We start from the raw sequence: 19,222 nt of genomic DNA on the forward strand, positions 1-19,222 counted from the left end.
ATAACTCTTCAAAAAGGCTATAAAAATTCCCTACTGCCCACTTTTAGACCCAATTAAATTGTTGATTTCTTAAGTCAAGTTTCAATAAAGGACTGATTTCATTTTGTTTTCCATCATTCCTAAATATTTATCCGATTTTCACGATAATAGAAGTATGAAAACGTTAAAAACTACACTCACGCTTTCCCTATTTACCACTCTACTTTTGACTGGTTGTATGCCCGACAGCTTGACCAAGTTTAAAAAGGATCCGCCGAAAAAAGCGGAAGTCGCGACGGAGGAGCCACCTACGATTGTGGATAGCAGTGGTAACACGTTTGACGTTAGCACGTTAGTTGATCCAACGACATTTCAATATTCAGACGAAGTTAATAATGCGCTTGTCACATCTCTCAATGCAAAGCTTGGTGATAAAGTGCAACTTAGTGCAGAGTTTGATGGGAGTGTTGGAGAAGCATCAAAAGTTAAGTCAGTAATGAGAGGGTGTACAATTACACCAGCCCTTCCTTCTGGATTAACTCTCGATACAACAAAATCAGAAACAGGTTGTTCAATCACCGGGTATCCACTAACCATTTCAACAGATTCATTAAATCCAGGTGCTCCTATTAACTATACAATCACAATGAGCTACCTGAGCAATACAGGAACTGTCAAAACGATTTCGACGACTCTGACAATGGGAGTTTACACGCCTCCTGGTCAGTTCGAATACTTACAAAATGAAAAAATTCTTTTAAAGGTGGCTCCACTATCTGGCTCACTTAACACGGTTACAACTAACGCGGACGTGGATTCAACTTATGTACGTAACGGGTTTATTACAACTGCTCTTGGGACAACTGGTGTTATTAAATACATTGACCCTGATAACTTTAAACTTGGAGTTATTAAACTTATCCCTATTCGAGTAAACAACTTTGCCTTACTAGGCCTTCCGGCCGATGAGTACCCTGGACTACTGACTCCTCGATTTATCAGTGCTGCTGGAGGGAAATCTGCAAAAGTGATTCGTGCTGTTGCTGCAACTAGTACGATTTATGTTGAAATGATTTCATCAAAATATTTTACAGCTGGCGATGTTCTTGACGACACTAAAACATTTGTTGCTTCAACTGGAGCTACTGTTGCAAATGTAGATCTGACATCAGGATTAAAAAAAGGATCTTCATCTGTTTTAGATATTGATAACAACGTTCAATATTTCCTGAGCGTAATGCAAGGATCTCAAATTTCACGCGTATACGAGGTTGCTAAAACTTTCGGTACAGATATGCCGAGGCTAACTTTCTCTACAATTGCCGCTACAGGGGTCATGACTTCTGCAAATGGCGTGAAATACACTGTTGCACCAGCACTTCCTAATGGTTTGTTCCTGAACGAAGATACTGGAGAAATCACCGGTGCTTTCGTTGACACTTTAGACCCTGCCTTCTTTACAATCAAGGCAACGAACCCATTGGGCGTGACAAGCACTGATATCGGATTGAGCTCAATTAAAGCACCTCTTGACTTAAGTTATACAAACAGACAACTAGTTGCTGTTAAGAGCACTACGAAGTTCATTGAAAGTGAAACAATTCTGCAGCCAATTGTTGCTCCAAGTACCACAAGTATTTCGGGACAAATTATCCGCAAATATGACAGAGGGAGCGGAACTGATGAAAACCGTTATAAACTTGCGATTGACGCTTCTAGCGGCTACTTCTCTGCTGGTGCAAGCTTAGATAGTGGGAACTTTTTCTATAGTGAGAAGTCATTTATCCCAGTTTCTGCAATTGCTCCTTCAGCTTCAACGCTATCAACTGTGCCTATCAATGTTAACTACAACCTGGCCATCACAGTTGGTACATCTGCACCTTTCACTATTGGCGGCTATGTCTCTACTCCACAAGGTGCTTTAGGAAAAGTTGTTGCGATTGAAGGAACTACTCTATTTGTTCAAAACTTAACCCCAGGAACATCACCAACATTCGTTGCTTTCCAGGAAAGAAATGGTGGTGTAGCAAATTCAATTGATAATGCTGCAACTTATGCTGCTGCTGAAACAACGATCACTCAAATTGAAGCTGGTACTTTGACTGTTACAATGAGTTCAATTGCTGGTACTCCTGATTTCACAGCTGGGCAGGATATTACATCGTCAGGTAAACTGGCTGCGTACATCTTTGACTCAAATCAGACTGACCCAACTATCCCGGTAGACCCAACAATTGTTAGTTTAAGTAACGTTTCAAGACGTCCAGATTCAGTTCCTTTCCTAAGAAATGCCCAGACAGTTTATGACAATGAAAATGAAACTGGTGCTAACACTGGTGTCATTACTAACGTAGCAAACCAAAACGTTTATATTGCAGAAACAGGAAAGTATCTTGAAATCAGAGCTAACCTGACAGAAGGAAACAGCTTAACATATAGTGTGTCCCCAGCTCTTCCTACTGGACTTTCATTAAATAAGGCCACAGGTTTAATCAGTGGTACACCAACTGTTAGAACGTCTTTAAAAACATTCGTTTTAACGGCAACGAACTTGATTGGTAAATCATCATACATCATTCAACTGGAAGTTCGTGATTATTTTAAAATTGCTGATTCTTCAGGAGCAACAACTTTCCAGCTGCATAAGTACGGTAAGAATATGCAGGCGCGTGGTTGTAAAATCAACGCCAACGATATTCTTGAAGCCCGCGGAATGCTGGATGTAAGATGTTTTCTTGATGCTGAAGAAGAAGAACTTCACAATACTGACTTAAAGTTCACTTCATCATCAGGTGCAGGAGTGTGTGAGTTCATTCAAGTAGAGCCGTATAACTTCCAGCAATGGGCACCGCTTGAAACACCTGCAACAAAAAGATTGGTTACAACAAGTGGATGTGCTGCTGGATCAGGTGCAGGTCTTCCAGGTTCAGAGACAGGTACATGGGTAAATTACACTCCAACAAATGAATCTGACTGTGATGGTAACTACACTAGCGAAAGTGGTCCAAATTGTGACGAAGGTAGATTCACAGTGATTAACTATGTTGGAAGTAGCTCTGACCCGACAAACGCTCCGACGGCATGTGATGTTCTTACTCCCGAGTCACCAAGAGTCGTAACTTGTGGTGGTAAAAAAGTAAGCTGTCTCAATGGTCCAGTAACTGATATTTTATCTGCAACTGAACTTGAGCAAGGATATCGCTCACTAATTTACTCTACATCGTCAGGAGCAACTGTAAACAATACGTTTAAGAGTCCATACTCTAAACTGTTATACACAAACTTAAGAGTGGCGAACTCTTCAGTAAAAAATAACTGTACTGCGACGAATTCTGATGCTGATTTATGGGAAAATTTAGCAAGATCAACGGCGGCGACTGCTGCTCCATATGGAAAAACACAACCATTCTACACATTCAATTGTCTTGATGGTGCAAAAGATATCAAGGCAAGAATCAGACTGATTGTGCGTGACTGGAACAAAACATTTAAGGTTAACTCTGCGATCGACTTCGATCTGCCAGGGGCGCTGCCAAATGGTACTGCTTTAATGAACAATACCGATGTTGTTTTTGGTAAGAACAATAACGACTACTTTGACTGGGATGACGCTTACAATGGTGCGGCTGCCAGCTTCATAGGAACGTGTGCTGACCCAACAGGTGCAACTCCGTATCAGTATCCAGAAGGCGAACTATAAGCTCTTAGCTTAAAGACGTCACTCGACCAACTAAATCGTAATCCAACACTTCGGTGATCTCGACATGAACGAGATCACCGATTTCTACCTTACGGCCTGATAAATCGTTAATGATCACTTTTCCGTCGATGTCTGGAGCTTGTCCAAAGTGGCGGCCTTCGATTAGAAGTTCTGTTTCCTCGTGCTCCCCTTCGATCAGAACAGGGATAACCTTACCTAAGAACTCTCCGTTTAGCTCTCTTACGATCTCTCTTTGAGCTTCGTAAAGCCTGTCAAAGCGCTCTTCAATAACGTCCAGAGGGACTTTTGGTTGAAGTTTAAATGCAGGAGTCCCTTCTTCATCCGAGTATCTAAAAATACCAAGGTGGTTAAAGCGGGCCTTTTTGATTCCTTCTAGAAGTAATTCGAAATCCTCTTCAGTTTCCCCAGGGAAACCAACGATGATTGATGTTCTAAGAACGATTCCTGGAATGCGAGTTCTCAGGCGCTCAATTCTTTCATGGATTTTTTCACCTGTGATTTTTCTGTTCATACGCTTAAGCACGTTAGAAGAGAAATGCTGAACTGGCATATCGAGATATTTACAGATTTTTTCTGATGTCGCCATAATCTCGATAACTTCATCAGTAAGTTCATCCGGGTAGAAATAAAATAATCTTACCCAGTCAATACCCGAAACTTCTGTCAGACCTTTTAATAAGTGAGACAGTTTATTGTTTTCATCTAAGTCTACGCCATAGTCAGAAAGGTCCTGAGAGATGAGGTTGAGCTCTCGTACCCCTGTAGAAGCCAAATTCTTAGCTTCATTTACAAGCGACTCAACCGATCTCGATCTCAGTTTTCCTCTAAGCTTTGGAATAATACAGAAAGTACAATTCCTGTTGCAGCCTTCAGAAATTTTTAACCATGCCGTATAAAACGGCGAAGTATTTAAACGCGGGTCATATTCAGTGTGGATAAATTTTGGAATTTCCACGAATGATTTTTTTTCAAGTTTCCCTTCTTCCATCGCGCGAAGAAGAAGTGTGATTTTGTTGTACTCACCAGTTCCAATAATTAAATCAGCTTCAGGAATTTCTGCTTCTAGTTGCTGAGCGTATCGTTGTGCCATACATCCTGAAATAACCAGCGCCTTGCAACGCCCATTTTCTGGATCTTTAAAATCGGCCATATCTAAGATGGTATCAACTGATTCTTTTTTTGATGCTTCAATGAATGAACAAGTGTTAACGATGATGACTTCAGCGGCTTCTGGTGCGTCGGCAATTGAATAGCCATCTAGCCCCATGTATCCTAACATGACTTGTGAATCGACAAGGTTTTTTGAACAACCAAGCGAAGTAAAGAAAACCGTCTTATCATTGAAAAGTTTTGTTGATAATTCCACTGTGTACCTAACGTGTTTTTTAATTTAAAAAAGCTAGGACTAAATAGTACAAATTAGTTAAATAATCAAAGCTTAAAGGGCCCTATGAAAAAAATACTGCTTATCACTCTTCTCTTAACTGGCTGTTCTTCAAAGCCAATTAACCCTATTCCAGCACCGGGATATGCCCGTATGAGTGCCCTAAAAAGTGCTCTAACTGAGGGAAATAAGTCATTTGAGACCCAAAACGATGCTGAGGAACTGGCCCAGGAATACCTGAAGGCGATGAAGGCAGAGTCGGCAGGAGACACAAAGAGTGCCTGCAAACTTTTTAAGAACCTGGCGGAAAATGAGTCTTTCCCGCTCAATCAAACAGCTTTAGTGCACACTCTGAGCAACTGTTCGTATTCAGCTTCTGAACTAAGAAGCATCTGGGGCCAGACAGTAATTGCTAGCTATTTAAAAGAAGCTTACCTCGATTCATCACTAAAGCTTGCTGAAAAATACCAAATTGCTGAAGCTGCAGCGAATTTCTCATACGATCTGGTGGCCTTCAAACAAGTTCAATCTGAAAAAGTAAAACTGCTCCAAAACGCCATTAAACTGGCGCAAAAACTCAACCGCCCAGAACTTGAAGAGAAATTCTTTGTGAAACTCACAGAGGTCTCTCCGCTTTTTTCAAAGGACATCAACAGAGACAACATTTATTCTGTCGCCAAAGATTTTGAATCCAGCCGCGAGTTTGAAAAGGCACGCACCCTTTATCTGGAAATAATCAATGGAGAAGAATACTCTTTTGAAGAAAAGGTGAAAGCTTACAACTCATACCGTACATCTTTTAAAGTCGCACGCGACCTCAAAATGTTTATGGAAAAAACTGGCGAGATGGAGCTTTACTTAAGACAGCTTCTCGATAACGACCCAGCGGATACAAAACTTCAGGAGGCCTGGGTTGATGCTAAAATCAATTACGCCCGCGCAGTCTGGACAGAGCACCTGAATGCAGAGGCCAGAATCATTTTGGAAGACGTGATCGAAAGAAAAATTGGAAACGCCAATCAAATGGCGACACTTTACTGGGTTTACGGCTCTCTTCACGTTGAAAGCAAAGAATTCCCGGAAGCTCTTGCGAAATACGAAAAAGCTTCAACCTACAAAGTCACAACTCTAGACCTGCAGGAGAATGTTCAGTGGGCGCTGGTGTGGAATAAGTATTTAACAAAAAGATACGAAGATATGATGAGCGATGTAGATCGTTTCGTAAAAAAATCATCTAACCCAAACTTTATCCACAAACTTAACTTCTGGAAGGCCCGTGCCCTTTATAAGCTAGGCCGTGAAGATGAAGGAAAGACTCTGTTTCAAACGACGGCCGCTAACGATGCTTTCGGCTACTACGGCCTGATCTCTTCGATGCAAACTCAAGAGCCACTAGCGCCCTTAGCACCAACAGAAATCATCAAAGACCCATTTGGGCATCTGATCCTGGATTGGCTAATTGCCGTTGATGAGAAGACTTTTTCAACTAAGGTCTTAAAGGAAATCAACTCGCAATTTAAAACGATCGCCGAAAGAGAAAGAGCGATGTCACTTTATGCTCTGACTGGATGGTATCAAGGGGGAATGGTTCAAATTTATAATTTCCCCATGAAAATGAGAGATGAACTGACAAAAAAATATATTTCGGTAGTATTCCCTATTCCTTATGAAAATATTTTTGCTCGTTACTCACAAAAATATAAAGTGCCAGAGGCCCTACCGTTTGCCATTACCAGACAAGAGTCTGCTTTTAATCCAAACGTACGCTCATGGGCAGATGCTTTTGGATTAATGCAAATGATCCCAGAAAAAGCTGTAGAGCTCTCAAAAAAATACCATATTCCTTATAAAGACTTTAACGACCTTTATAAACCTGAACCAAATGTAGAGATGGGAACAGCGCTCCTGTCTGAATTACACGCGCTATTTAAAGGAAAATTCGCCCAAAACGTGGCCGCCTACAACGCCAGTACTGAAGTGATTGCAGTATGGGAAAGAGAGAGATTTAACGGGGATTATTTAGAGTTTATCGAAATGATTCCTTATGAAGAAACCAGAAACTATATCAAGCTTGTTTTTAGAAACTATATGACTTACAAGCGCGTTTTAAAGAACGAAGAAGTCCTGATTCCTGAGGACTTCTTCGCAAAACCATTTAATTAACTTTTTTAGTATTGGCCGGCGGAACGAAATTAAATCTGTCGGCCCCTGGCCCCTGGTTCACTTTTAAATCCACAAATTTAAGTTTTGATCTTTTTCCATCAGGGAAGACCAACTCAATTGTATCGACGTCTTCAAACTTCTGGCTGCCCTTTGTCTTGAAATAAATCACCGATTCTTTAATTCCCAGCTCTTTACTAGTCTTCGCTTTAAAAACGATCGTTACCGGCTCGCCCTTTTTCACGTCATAAAGATCGTTGCTCACCAATCCATTCTTTAGAGAATCAAAGAATCTGATATAGATATTTGACCCTTCTTTAGAAGTGGCTTCAGTCACCTCACCTTGCTCACCCTCAATAAAAGGAGCGCGGTAGTACCATGACTTCGATCCGTTACTTACAAAGATCACAGTGCTTGGTGTATTGGTTTCAAAACGAATTTGCCCTGGGTACTTATACTCGATGGCCCCTTGCCCTCTTTTTGTTTTACCTTTAAGAGTGCTGGTATATTCCTGCTCAAATTTTGAGGTAAATGATTGCGGTAAAAAGTCAGCAAAGCTCGCTGAACTAAAAAGCGCAAGGCCCGCTAACAATCCGATATTTTTCATAACGTAATCTCCAAATTAATCTCTTCTCCTCTAATCATGCCGTAAAAGAAATCAAAGCTCAATTCCTGTCGCGGTCAAAATGACACTGATTTGGCAAAACAATATGTAAGGTCGTGTAAAAATCTCACAGTCCTGGCCTTATGGTTGACTTGAATCCTGCTTCTTTCTATATAGGTGACGGATTTATCACCAAGAGGAGAATTTATGAAACAACTTATGCTGGCCCTGGGACTTCTAAGTGCCTTTAATGCTTTTGCTTCAACTGTTGATGGATACTCACTTCCAATCACAGGTATTCAAACTGAAGAAAACTTCACTTTAAATGCTGTTCAAACAAGAACTGAGTACAGAAATGAAACTGTTGCTAGAACATGTTTTAGAACTGTATTCGATGGATACCAGACAGTTTGCCGTCAAGAACCAGAAACTTATTGTTATGAAGATCATATGTCTCGCAGAATTTGTAGCACTAGATATGTGAACCGTTGCTCTTCTGAAGCACGCTACAGACAAGAAGCTTACACTTGTTACCAGACAATCTCTGTTCCATACGAAGTTCCTAGCAACAACGTTAAAGCTAACGTAAAAGTTAAAGTAACAAACACTCCAGGTGTTCTTGCTCCTCACAATTCATGTAACCTGAACTCTACTCTTGAAGGTTCTTCTTTTAGAGTAAACGCAAGCTGTTCTGAGTTCATCGTTCTTGCAAAACAATCTGCAGACGAATCACGCGTTGGTGATACAGTTATCCAAAACCGCGTTCTTGACCTGACTCTTATTGATGCTAAAAAATTAACTGCACCAGTAAAAGGTGGAATCGGTGAAATGAGATTAGAAGGACAAACTCTTGTTCTAAGAACTGGAGACCTGACTAAGAACTCTAACTTCTCTCTAAAACTTTTCGTAGAAAGAAGAAAACTTCTTGGAAGCGATGACACACTTATTAACCGCAACCTTGCACCAAGTGAATACTCTTTCGAAAAAACAGGTGAGGACTTTGGTTTAGTAAAAATCAACCTTTCTAGCCTTGTTGGTGGAATCAATACAAAGAAAAAGCACGTTATCAGAGTTAACCTAAACGTAGCTGCTGATTTAACTGGTGCACTTAACACATCTCTTCCTTCGCTTTCTGCTGAAGAATCAATTACTGTAAACGACTAAGACTTTATAACAGTCAGGAGATCAAATCTCCTGACTGCCTTTATCAACTACTTTTATCTCTTTGACTCAAATCCCTCCTGCCCATAAAATTGAGGCATGAACAAAAGCGCAATTGTAAACCCAAAGATCGTGGAAGATTACACTATTAAATACCTCGTTGGTGTTGATGGTGGCGGAAGCGGAACAAGAATTATCGTCACTGATAAAAAACTCAAAATTTTGGCCAGTGCTCAAGGCGATCCTTCGGCCTTAGGACAGGGAATCGAAAAAGCATGGAGAGCAATCGTCGATACATTGGCGCGCGCTTTTCATTATGGAAGCATTCCTGTTCCTATGCTTTCTGAATGTGCCATTGGACTTGGTCTTTCAGGTGCTAATAATGTCATCTGGAAAAACGAATTCTATATGCGCAATCCGGGATTTAAAAACATCATCGTCGACACAGATGGCTTCACCACACTTCTAGGAGCACACGGTGGAAAGCCTGGCTCTATTGTCGCTGTCGGCACTGGAAGTGTCGGTATGGTGATGAATGATAAAAACGAACGCAAAGATGTTTCAGGCTGGGGATTTCCTTCTGGTGATGAGGCCAGCGGTGCCTGGCTTGGTCTGCGTGCCTGTGCCCTTACTCAAAAAACAATTGATGGCAGAAGAGCTGATTCAGCACTAAGTGATGCCGTTTTAAAATATTGTGGCAAAGAGCCTTCTCAGTTTTTAAACTGGCTTGGTAACGCTGGTCAAAATAGTTTTGCCCAACTTGCTCCTCTGGTGTTTCAGGCAGCTCCTCATGATCAGGATGCAAGAGAACTTCTCTTTACCGCTGGAAAAGAAATTGAACAAATGGCAAAAACTCTCGATCCAAATAATGAACTTCCCCTTTCAATATGTGGAAGACTCGGTGAAGCCTTAATCCCTTACTTGCCGGAAGCAACTAGAAAACGCAATCAGCCAGCTCTCGGCGATTCAACCATTGGTGCACTTCTTTTAATTGCTGAGGAAAGATAATGAAAACTATCAAGGCCAACATCGTTACTGAAAATGGTCTGACAGAGGCTCATCTTTCATACTCTGATAAAATTGAAAAAATTGAACTTAAATCTTCTCCCAATCCCACTCTTCCGAAGCTCGTTTCAGGTTTTATTGACCTGCATGTTCACGGTGGAGGCGGAGCTGATATCATGGAAGCCGGAGCTTCGGCCGAAACGATTTCTAAAACTCATGCACGTTTTGGGACAACTAGTTTTCTGGCAACAACGATGACTGCTCCTTTTAGCGACTTGGAAAAATCTTTTCTCGCTTTAAAAGAAAGTTTTCAAAATAAAAAGAAAAATCACGCCCGCATTCTTGGCGTGCACCTGGAAGGACCTTTTATCAGCGCTGATAAATTAGGTGCTCAACCTAACTTTACTCGCGAAGCAACTCTAAAAGAAATCAACCATCTCAATAGCATTGTTCCGATTAAAGTCATTACACTGGCACCAGAAGTTTTTAATCATCTGGATTTAATCCCTGAATTAAAAAAAATGGGAATCACAGTTCAGATCGGACACACCAATGGAACTTATGAACAAGGTGTAACGGCACTTAATCAAGGTGCAAAAAGCTTCACCCACCTCTTTAATGCCATGTCGAGTTTTCATCATAGGGCACCTGGAATGGCGGGAGCTGCTCTTGCGCATGCTGAGTACGCTGAACTTATCCCAGATTTAGAACACGTTCATCCAGGAGCTATTAAAGTCGCTCTAAAAACCATTCCCAATCTTTATTTCGTCACAGACTCTACGGCGGCAACCGGGATGCCAGATGGCGATTACAAACTTGGAAGCCATACCGTTCACAAATGCCTGGGCGGAGTAAGACTTGCTGACGGCACACTTGCAGGAAGCGCTCTCACAATGGATCTGGCCTACAGAAACCTTTTAAGCATTGGTTTAACAGAAGCTCAGATCACTAAAAAACTTTCTGCCATTCCAGCAGAAGTCATCAACATCAATAACCGCGGACAAATTAAGGTCGGCCACTTTGCCGACTTTGTTTTACTAGATAAAGAAAACCGCATCAGTACTGTTATCATCGAAGGAGATGAATGTGATTTCTAAAATGCGCACAGAGGCTCTTGAAGCCGCTGCTGTTGTCGAGAGACAATTCAAAGAAAATACGGGCCTATTAAATCACATCACTGAAGAGCTTAGACGCCTTGACCCTTACTCTATCGTCAGTATTGCACGCGGAAGCTCTGATCATGCCGCTCAGTACTTAAACTACCTGGCCATGGCCAAGCTTGGAAAACTTCCAACATCACTTTCAATGTCAATTCTAACTCTTTATCAAACTCAACTTGATGTAAGTAAGTCTGTGGGGATCGCCATCTCGCAATCAGGACAAAGCCCTGATGTGGTAAATCCTCTTAAGTATTTTTCAGAACACGCTCCAGCAAGTGTGGCACTGGTAAATGATATTACCTCTCCTCTGGCAAGCTCTGCCAAGTGGACGGTTCCTCTTCATGCTGGTGCAGAAAAGTCGGTTGCCGCGACAAAGAGCTTCATCGCTTCTCTGTCAGCTTCAGCTCACTTAGTTGCTAGCTGGAAAAAAGACCAGGATCTCCTTGAAGGACTAAAAGCACTTCCCGAAGACTTAAAAACAGCACAGGCCTGCGATTGGACTTCAGCGATTCCAGCTTTAAAAGATGCCAAGAGAATCATGGTTGTTGGAAGAGGCTTTGGCCTTTCTCTGGCGCTGGAAGCTTCATTGAAATTTAAAGAAACTTGTTCAATTCAAGCGGAAGCTTTTAGTGCCGCTGAAATCAAACACGGACCTCAGGCCTTAATTGAACATGGATACCCGTTGATTGTTTTTGCCAATAGAGGACCTGCTCTTCATAGCATGCTTGATTTGGCCGCAGATATGAAAGCAAGAGGGGCCAATGTCATTTTAGCCGCACCATCATTTGTAAAAGAGAAGAGTTTAACGATTCATTCGGTGAAGTCAGAAGACCTAGATATCCTAAGTGCAGCTCAGTCATTTTATTTAATGATTGAAGAACTATCGAGAAGCCTTGGCCTCAATCCAGATGAACCAAGACACCTCTCGAAAGTCACTAAGACAAATTAATTTTTGATTTCAATGGTTTTCATGTCGGTAGAAGTGTAGTCGCTTTTGCCGGCAGAAACTCTTTCAGCAGCAAAATAAATCTGATACTTCCCATTCTTAACATTTCCAGTCCTAAAACCTTGGCGCATTTTCTCATTCCAATTCTGAGTGTTGCTTCTATAAACCACTTCACCATTTAGATTGCTGACTACAAAATTAATACTCTTTGGTGGAATTCCAGTTGAACCTGTATTAACAATCAGCGAAAGTTCAATTCTTCCTTGAAGAGGTTTTGATAAATCAATCAAGTCCTCTCCCCAGGCAATCGTTACTTCTGAAGGTTTATTGGCCACATAAACAGAAATAGGAATACTTCTTTGCCCTTCTGAGATGAGCGTTAGCTCATACTCTCCATCTTGAAGCCCTTTAGTATCAAGAGAGCAGACAGAGTTTTCCATACTGCAGTTTTCAACCAGGATATTTTGTTGAGCTGACTTAAGTTCAATTTGAGCTGGTGTTTCGGCCGCATTGGTATAAGCAAATGACGTTTTACCGTGGATAAAATCCCCAGTCTTCAAATCATTGAAGGCCAATTTTCTTGATGTCTCTCCAACTTCATATTTCCAGGTTAAGTTAGCAATCCCCGATGGGTCACTATAAGAAATCCAGGCATACCCACTTTCTCCCCATTCCTCACCCCAAGAGTTTTTAATCAGCCACGCTTTCTTTTCATCATCAAATCCAACCAGCGCCACTGCGTGACCTCCGGCCTTTTTTGAAGTTGTCGCTTTATAGATTCCTCCTTTGTAATAAAGAAAATCTTCACGCGCATTCATTGTTGTTAAAAGCGGACCTCTTTTTAAGGCCTCTTTAACTTTTTTATCGCTACCACCAAAACGCGTGCTTGGTGTTGAGCTCGAGGCGATTTTAATCACGCGTTCACTTTGGTTTTCACAGTAGTTTTCCAGGCACTGCTCGTTTTTCCCGATGGCCCCTAACTTATAAGGAGCACATGCTAAATCAACAGTCCCACCAGTTTTAAGCTGGTATGTTGCCCATTCAGGTAGCCACCCGATTGAACAACTTCCCTGACCGCAGTCAAAAAGCATCTGTTGAGAGAACTGTGGTTTTAACCACGAAAGTTTATTGTCGATATTGTACTGACCTTCTAAAACGGCAACAGAAGCAAAAGCAACACATGATCCGCAATTACCTTGATTGCTTACAGGTGAAAGCCAGTTTTGTCCGTCGACACTTCTCCAGTCCCATTTTTCTTTTACTACATTTTCAGTGTAAGTAAGAGTTCCTTCCGGTGTGATTAGTTTATTTCCAAAAAGTTTGCTTCTTCCTTGCGTATCTAATTTTGAGACCCAGGTTTCACCTCTCGTCCAGGCAAAGCTCGAAGTGCTTGCGACCAGAAGAGATAGAAGTAAAATTGATTTCATAAATACCTGACCATTTTATTAAGTTTAAAATTCATTCTTAACTAAATGATCGCATAAATATTTTTAAAAATTTTAGACAAATTATTACATTGAAACAAAAAAGGCTCCCGAAGGAGCCTTTTTAAATTAAGCGTATGGATCAAAGTTGTTTTCAAGATTGTTGAGACTGAATTCTTTATCAACGTAAAAAGGTGAATACACCACTTCCAAAATCAATTTATCCGGGCCCGAGAAAAGAACGGAGTAATAATGGTTATCACCTGATGGACCTGAGCTTTTTACAGTTTCCATATTATTCTTCTGGATAATTTCACGATAAAAATCATCTACGATTTCTTTTGTTTCAGCATAAAATGCCAGCTGTTTTGGAGAAGCAGGTTTTGACTCCATCGCCACCGGATAAAGGATAATTTTCATAGTCCCATCAGTATAAGTCGTGTGGTCAATACGGCTGACGATTTTTTCCCAGCCCAGGCTCAAAAGAACAGAGTCGTAAAAACGCACGCTCTCTTTGTAATTTGAAACAGCAAGGTCCAAGTGGGCCATCTTTACTCTCTTTACTCCCCACTGCCATTTTGGCTTCTCACCATAGCGGAAACAAATCATTGTCAGGCCCATTAAAAGAATAGGTACTGATGCCCAGGCATAAAAATACTGAGTGCTTCTTTCCACTTCCAGTGCTTTTAAAGTCAGACGGATTGCAATCGGAATGACAACCACTAGAAGAGTGACAAACCATCCTTCCCAAGTGATTGGAGTCCACCCCCATCCGTAAGTTTTTCTTCTAAACCAAAGTTTATTTTTTCTCATTGCTCTTATCTCTTAATCAGGCTGTCATGAATTCCAAAATAGAATTCGCGTTTAGTGTTGTATGAATTTAGATAAACTCTTCCGCCTTGAATAGAGACGTAAGCACTATCATTGAAATAACGATTTAAACGAGCTGCCGCACTTCCTTTAAGTTTGAAGACTTGAACTTCACCTACTTTCAGGAAAGAGTTCATTGGGATATTGAAAGTACACGATCCATAGATTTCGTTAGCGTGATTTCTTAAAGCATCGCACTCCATATTGAAACCTTCCTGATCGATATATTTTCTTTGCTCAGTCCCCTTCATGGAAGCCCAAAGCTCTCCGGCCTCAAAAGGAGTGATCAGACCATCGTCGGCCACACTAATGGAAAGGACATTTAAATCTTTAATTAAAACAGCTGAAAAATCAGTCTGGGCATACAAACCAGAGGAAAAAACAACTGCTGCTGCGAGGATCAACTTTTTCATTCCACAACCTTGGTATTTTTGCGGGCCTTGCCATCATGGGGCCCTAATGTTTGTTTCGGACAATCATCCCAGAAATCGCCACGAGCTTTTCTTTTTTCGTTGGCATCGGGGTTAATGGGGTAAATGATCTTGTTTTCTTTTTTCGGTCTTTCACCACCAACTAATAATAATACATTTTTGTCTGTGTTATTCAAAAAAGTGTGAGCAATTCCAGTACCCGCGGGAAACGCTACAAAATCTCCAGGCGCCAATGGATGTAAGACTCCGTTGATCCAGACGTCAGGATGCCCCTCAAGCACGAAGGCAAACTCCTCTTCTGCACTTTCTGCATGAGGCCATGACGTCCTTCGTCCCGGATGGATTAGTTCAATATGAATACCAATTTTCTGCAGGCCCAATAATTTTCCCACCGGGGCCCCAATGCTCATCAACTCGGAATCTCCTTCATAATGAGAATCGTCAGCGCCAAAAAGATCTTTGTAGTTTCCGATGAAGGATGGACGTTCCATAACTCTCCACTATTCCTAAAAAAAAGGGCCTCCGAAGAGGCCCTTTAAGGTTTGTACTTTCTTTAGTGTAACTGAACCGAAACGGCCTTTGAAACCCCTGGCTCTTGCATTGTAACACCGTAAAGAGTGTCATTAAGCTCCATAGTCTTCTTATTGTGAGTAATAAGAATAAACTGAGAGTCACTGCTCATTTCTCTTAGAAGCTCGTTGAAACGTCCAACGTTAGCATCATCAAGAGGAGCATCAACCTCATCCAGAAGACAGAATGGAGACGGTTTAACAAGGAAGATAGAGAATACTAAACTTACCGCTGTCATTGCCTTCTCACCACCTGACATCAGGTTGATGTTCTGCATTTTCTTACCAGGTGGTTGCGCCACGATTTCGATTCCACATTCCGGATCATCAACATTTCCAACGATACGTAGATCGGCTGATCCACCACCGAAGATAATCGGGAATACTTTTTGGAAGCGCGACTGAACTTCTTCAAAAGCAGTATTGAAACGTGCTTTCGATTTTTCATCAATGTGAGCAATCGCTTTTTGAAGATCATCAAGTGATGACTTAAGTTCAGTCTCCTGAATCTTTAAGAAATCAGCACGAAGCTTCTGACGATCGTAATCTTCAATGGCCTGCCAGTTAATATCACCTAGGCGACCAAACTCCTGTCTGTAGTTTTTAAGTTTCTCAGAACACTCTTTAAGATCTTGTCCGTAACGGCGTACGAATTCAAAATCTTTTCTTTCGATTTCTTTAAGACCTTCTTCTGTTTCCATCCAGTACATAGAGTTAACATCTTTAAGATCTGTGTAGTCGCTTTCTTCGTATGAAAGGAATTTACCAAGAACATCGCGAAGATCGATCTGGTATTTCTCGAAAATGTTTCTTGTGTTTTGCTCTTCTTCAATAATGTATTGAGAAAGCTTAACTTCAAACTCAGTGATCTCTCTTTGGTTCTTGTTGATCTTTGAAGAGATTTCCTTAACTTCATCTTCTCTGTCTTTCATTGAAAGAAGAAGTTGTCCAAGGCTGTCTTTTAGAAGATTCAGGACGTCTTCTTTGTCGCTTAGAACTGTTGATGTTTCTTTGTTAGAAGCTTCAAGGTTTTCAAGCTCAAGAATGATCTGATCAATTTCTGTATTGTAAGTTTCAACTAAAGTCTTGTTAGACTCCAGACGTTGAGTTAAACGCTCGATCTGACCATTTAAATCTTCAATCTGAGAGTTTAAGCTCTTAAGAGTTGATTCAAAAGATTTTGCTTCAACTTGCTTTTGAAGAAGAGTTGATCTCTCCTCTTCGTAAGAAGATCTTTGGATTTCAACTTCTTCTTGCAGCTCTTCAAAACGAGCTGTTTTTTCTTCCAGAACTGAATGGAACTCTTCTTTTTTACGAGAAAGTTTTTCTTCAGATTCGATCATATCCAGACGAGATTTTGAAATCTCATTCTTTCTGTTTTTTAGAATTTCAAGACGAGTGAACCCTGATTCAAAGCTTGCTAGCTTGGCATCCAGTGCAGACTTCTTAGCTGCGTGCTGAGCACGTGCTTCTGCCGCCTGATCGCGAAGAGCATCGAACTCTCCCTTAGCGATTTCTAGCGCTTCTCTCTCTGTGTTTGCACGAACTTCAAGTTCAGCGACTTCTTTTTGAAGATCGGCCACCACAACTTTAAGCTCGGCGATTGTATTGTTTCTTGCAACGAAACCTTGAGCTTCATCTGTACCAGTCTGGATAGAAACTAGTTTTGCCCCTTGAAGGTTCGCAAGTTTTCTTTCTCCACTCAGGTCTGTGATCGCTTTAAAGCGGATCTCGGCCGAAAGTGAGTTCATCACGTCAGTTGGAAGAGTTGCCGCAATAAAGTATCCATCAAGGAAAGATGACATTTTGTTTTTTAGAGCTGCATCCATTTCCAGGATATCAGCTAAAGCTACCAGGTCATCTCCTAGAGAAAGTTTTAGACGAGACACAGTTTCAGCTGAAAGCTTATCTGCGTTTGTCATTTTTAAGTAATCAAGATTTTTTGAGTTCGCTTCAATCCATGTAAACAGGTCGCTGTCAGCGTCAGCTGTTGCTACCAGAGTTTCCATGAATTCAGCTAGAAGCGTTTGAGTCGCTTTTGTGTATTTCTCATCACACTTAATCAGTGTTCCAAGAAGTGAGAAGCCTTCAGCATGGTCCTTTAGGAATGCTGAAATACCATCTTTTTTCCCTTCAAGAGAACGATTGATTTCAATTAAAGACTGAAGCTTAGAATCAGTCTGGATTAGTGTTTTTGATTTTGCCGTGAAGTTCTGCTCCAACTCTCTTACTTGAGCACTATTAGCGTCAATTGTCGAACGTAGAGTCGTTTCTTTTTCTTTTAGCTCTGTTGCTGTTTTTTCAGCAGTTGCTACCGCTTCTCTTTCAGCTACGATCTGAGTGTTAACTCCAGAATATTGAGCTTCAAGAGCTTCAATTTCTTTTGTTAAGTCTTGAAGTTGATTTGAGTACTCTTCAAGGCGAGATGTATTTCTGAAAAGCTCCTGGTCAATTTTATTGAATGAATCTTTTTCAGCTTCGATTTCATCACGAAGATCATTGAAGCTCTGAGTTTTGAATTCAAGCTCTTCTTTTAGGTGCTCTACTCTTTCTTCAAGAAGAGCGAAGTCGTTGTCTTCTTCACCTTTTTTCTCCCAAGCTTCAAGTTCAGCTTGAAGTTGAGATAATTTTTCAAGACGACCAGCTAATTCATGATTAACTGATTCAATTTCTTTTTCGCGAGTTTCAATCAGCTTTTCTTTTTCTGATTGAGTTTTGCATAGGTAAACTAAGCGCTCTTCAGCTGCTGCAAGCTCTTTTGAAATAACGTTGTATTCTTTTTGTAGCTCTTCGATTTTTTCTGTTTCTTCATCTTTTCTAAAACGCTCTTCTTCAAGACCGATTTCCAGAACTGATTTTCTCGCAGAAAGGTTTTCAATTTCTTCAGCACGAGCATCAACGATCGTCTTTCCTTCTTTGTAGTTTTTAAGAAGGTCGAACTCTTTATGAGAATGAACAATTAAATCGTAACGTTGAACTTTTTCTTTAAGATCGCGAGCACGCTCAGCTTTTTCAGCCTGCTTCTCAAGCGCTTTAAGGTTCTTTTCAATTTCTTGTTGGAGATCGTTTAGACGAGCAAGGTTTTGCTCTGTCGCTTCGATTTTCTTAAGGGACTCTTTCTTTCTCACTTTGAATTTCGTGATCCCCGCAACCTCTTCGATCATTACACGACGCTCTTCTGGTTTTTGGTTTACCAGTCGGTGGATTTCTCCTTGAGCGATAATCGAGTATGACTTTGCCCCAGCTCCTGTATCCATGAAAACTTCCTGGATATCGCGAAGACGACAAGGCATATCGTTGATACGGTATTCTGTTTCACCGTTTCTATAAAGTTTTCTTGTTAACTGAATTTCAGTTGGCGAAGAAACCTGGTTACCAATGTGAATGTGTTTTCCATCATCATTTTCAAGAACAAGAGAAACTTCGGCAAATGATGCTGGAGTGTATTTTGATGACCCGGCAAAGATAACGTCTTTCATTGTCGAACCACGTAAGTGCTTTGCAGACTGCTCACCCATTACCCAGAAAAGGGCGTCAACGACGTTTGATTTACCGCAGCCGTTTGGCCCAACGATACCAGTAATTCCTTCGTCGAAATGAATGACCTGACGGTCTTTAAATGATTTAAAACCTTGGAGAATTAGTCTCTTTAACTTCACAGGCGTAATCCTTTGCTGTGTGTTGTTATGTGTGTAGCGATTAATGTGTCATAAAACACTTGTTTAGTACACGACAAAAACGGTGAATTAAGACAATGTAAGATGTCCATTTTCAGAGGGAAAATGATGAATTTTTGAGCAGAAGACGT

13 protein-coding genes are annotated in these 19,222 nt (G+C 41.0%); 6 read left to right on the forward strand and 7 right to left on the reverse strand.

Annotation, left to right across the window (positions count from 1 at the left end):
- Window positions 1–154 precede the first annotated feature (154 nt).
- The gene (locus C0V70_RS17295) at window positions 155–3,679 is read left to right on the forward strand and encodes an Ig domain-containing protein (RefSeq protein ID WP_102245116.1); all 3,525 of its coding nucleotides are present in this window, start codon (window positions 155–157) and stop codon (window positions 3,677–3,679) included.
- Window positions 3,680–3,683: 4 nt separating this feature from the next.
- Here C0V70_RS17295 and rimO read toward each other — a convergent pair whose 3' ends face one another.
- Window positions 3,684–5,066 carry a 30S ribosomal protein S12 methylthiotransferase RimO gene (gene rimO / locus C0V70_RS17300; protein WP_102245117.1) on the reverse strand — a complete coding sequence of 461 codons (1,383 nt, stop codon included), beginning with the start codon at window positions 5,064–5,066 and terminating at the stop codon, window positions 3,684–3,686.
- Between the two features lie 84 nt (window positions 5,067–5,150).
- On the opposite strand from rimO, the gene C0V70_RS17305 reads away from it, so the two are divergent.
- Window positions 5,151–7,247, forward strand: coding sequence for a lytic transglycosylase domain-containing protein (locus C0V70_RS17305; protein ID WP_102245118.1), 2,097 nt, complete (start codon window positions 5,151–5,153; stop codon window positions 7,245–7,247).
- On the opposite strand, the gene C0V70_RS17310 is transcribed toward C0V70_RS17305, so the two are convergent.
- Window positions 7,240–7,851: a LolA family protein gene (locus tag C0V70_RS17310; RefSeq protein ID WP_102245119.1), complete on the reverse strand. Its 612-nt coding sequence runs from the start codon at window positions 7,849–7,851 to the stop codon at window positions 7,240–7,242. The genes C0V70_RS17305 and C0V70_RS17310 overlap by 8 nt on opposite strands.
- Window positions 7,852–8,055: 204 nt before the next feature.
- On the opposite strand from C0V70_RS17310, the gene C0V70_RS17315 reads away from it, so the two are divergent.
- From C0V70_RS17315 to C0V70_RS17330, 4 genes are all read left to right on the forward strand, one after another.
- Window positions 8,056–9,012: a hypothetical protein gene (locus C0V70_RS17315; RefSeq protein WP_102245120.1), complete on the forward strand. Its 957-nt coding sequence runs from the start codon at window positions 8,056–8,058 to the stop codon at window positions 9,010–9,012.
- A gap of 96 nt (window positions 9,013–9,108) precedes the next feature.
- The gene (locus tag C0V70_RS17320; protein ID WP_102245121.1) at window positions 9,109–10,017 is read left to right on the forward strand and encodes a glucosamine kinase nucleotide-binding domain-containing protein; all 909 of its coding nucleotides are present in this window, start codon (window positions 9,109–9,111) and stop codon (window positions 10,015–10,017) included.
- Window positions 10,017–11,111, forward strand: a complete 1,095-nt coding sequence (gene nagA / locus C0V70_RS17325) for an N-acetylglucosamine-6-phosphate deacetylase (RefSeq protein WP_102245122.1) — start codon at window positions 10,017–10,019, stop codon at window positions 11,109–11,111. The genes C0V70_RS17320 and nagA overlap by 1 nt, the downstream gene beginning before the upstream one ends.
- Window positions 11,095–12,123 (forward strand): SIS domain-containing protein, encoded by a 1,029-nt coding sequence (locus C0V70_RS17330; RefSeq protein WP_425428438.1) that lies wholly within the window; start codon window positions 11,095–11,097, stop codon window positions 12,121–12,123. Before nagA ends, C0V70_RS17330 begins: the two co-directional genes overlap by 17 nt.
- On the opposite strand, the gene C0V70_RS17335 is transcribed toward C0V70_RS17330, so the two are convergent.
- The 5 genes from C0V70_RS17335 to smc all read right to left on the reverse strand — a co-directional run bounded on the left by C0V70_RS17335 (window position 12,120) and on the right by smc (window position 19,073).
- Window positions 12,120–13,547 (reverse strand): C1 family peptidase, encoded by a 1,428-nt coding sequence (locus C0V70_RS17335; protein ID WP_102245123.1) that lies wholly within the window; start codon window positions 13,545–13,547, stop codon window positions 12,120–12,122. The genes C0V70_RS17330 and C0V70_RS17335 overlap by 4 nt on opposite strands.
- A gap of 126 nt (window positions 13,548–13,673) precedes the next feature.
- Window positions 13,674–14,357 (reverse strand): VOC family protein, encoded by a 684-nt coding sequence (locus C0V70_RS17340; RefSeq protein ID WP_102245124.1) that lies wholly within the window; start codon window positions 14,355–14,357, stop codon window positions 13,674–13,676.
- A gap of 5 nt (window positions 14,358–14,362) precedes the next feature.
- Window positions 14,363–14,827, reverse strand: a complete 465-nt coding sequence (locus C0V70_RS17345) for a hypothetical protein (RefSeq protein WP_102245125.1) — start codon at window positions 14,825–14,827, stop codon at window positions 14,363–14,365.
- A complete protein-coding gene (locus C0V70_RS17350) occupies window positions 14,824–15,336 on the reverse strand; it encodes a cupin domain-containing protein (RefSeq protein ID WP_102245126.1) in 513 nt (170 codons plus the stop codon). Before C0V70_RS17350 ends, C0V70_RS17345 begins: the two co-directional genes overlap by 4 nt.
- A 62-nt stretch (window positions 15,337–15,398) precedes the next feature.
- Complete coding sequence (gene smc, locus C0V70_RS17355) at window positions 15,399–19,073, reverse strand: chromosome segregation protein SMC (protein WP_158649735.1); 3,675 nt, start codon at window positions 19,071–19,073, stop codon at window positions 15,399–15,401.
- Between the last annotated feature and the right edge of the window lie 149 nt (window positions 19,074–19,222).

The organism is Bacteriovorax stolpii (genome assembly GCF_002872415.1).
Lineage (GTDB): Bacteria > Bdellovibrionota > Bacteriovoracia > Bacteriovoracales > Bacteriovoracaceae > Bacteriovorax > Bacteriovorax stolpii.

Bases quoted from the DNA above. Each gene is read 5' to 3' on its own strand.
- C0V70_RS17295 (WP_102245116.1), top strand. From the start codon at position 155: ATGAAAACGTTAAAAACTACACTCACGCTTTCCCTATTTACCACTCTA.
- C0V70_RS17305 (WP_102245118.1), top strand. From the start codon at position 5,151: ATGAAAAAAATACTGCTTATCACTCTTCTCTTAACTGGCTGTTCTTCA.
- C0V70_RS17310 (WP_102245119.1), bottom strand. From the start codon at position 7,851: ATGAAAAATATCGGATTGTTAGCGGGCCTTGCGCTTTTTAGTTCAGCG.
- C0V70_RS17315 (WP_102245120.1), top strand. From the start codon at position 8,056: ATGAAACAACTTATGCTGGCCCTGGGACTTCTAAGTGCCTTTAATGCT.
- C0V70_RS17320 (WP_102245121.1), top strand. From the start codon at position 9,109: ATGAACAAAAGCGCAATTGTAAACCCAAAGATCGTGGAAGATTACACT.
- nagA (WP_102245122.1), top strand. From the start codon at position 10,017: ATGAAAACTATCAAGGCCAACATCGTTACTGAAAATGGTCTGACAGAG.
- C0V70_RS17330 (WP_425428438.1), top strand. From the start codon at position 11,095: ATGAATGTGATTTCTAAAATGCGCACAGAGGCTCTTGAAGCCGCTGCT.
- C0V70_RS17335 (WP_102245123.1), bottom strand. From the start codon at position 13,547: ATGAAATCAATTTTACTTCTATCTCTTCTGGTCGCAAGCACTTCGAGC.
- C0V70_RS17340 (WP_102245124.1), bottom strand. From the start codon at position 14,357: ATGAGAAAAAATAAACTTTGGTTTAGAAGAAAAACTTACGGATGGGGG.
- C0V70_RS17345 (WP_102245125.1), bottom strand. From the start codon at position 14,827: ATGAAAAAGTTGATCCTCGCAGCAGCAGTTGTTTTTTCCTCTGGTTTG.
- C0V70_RS17350 (WP_102245126.1), bottom strand. From the start codon at position 15,336: ATGGAACGTCCATCCTTCATCGGAAACTACAAAGATCTTTTTGGCGCT.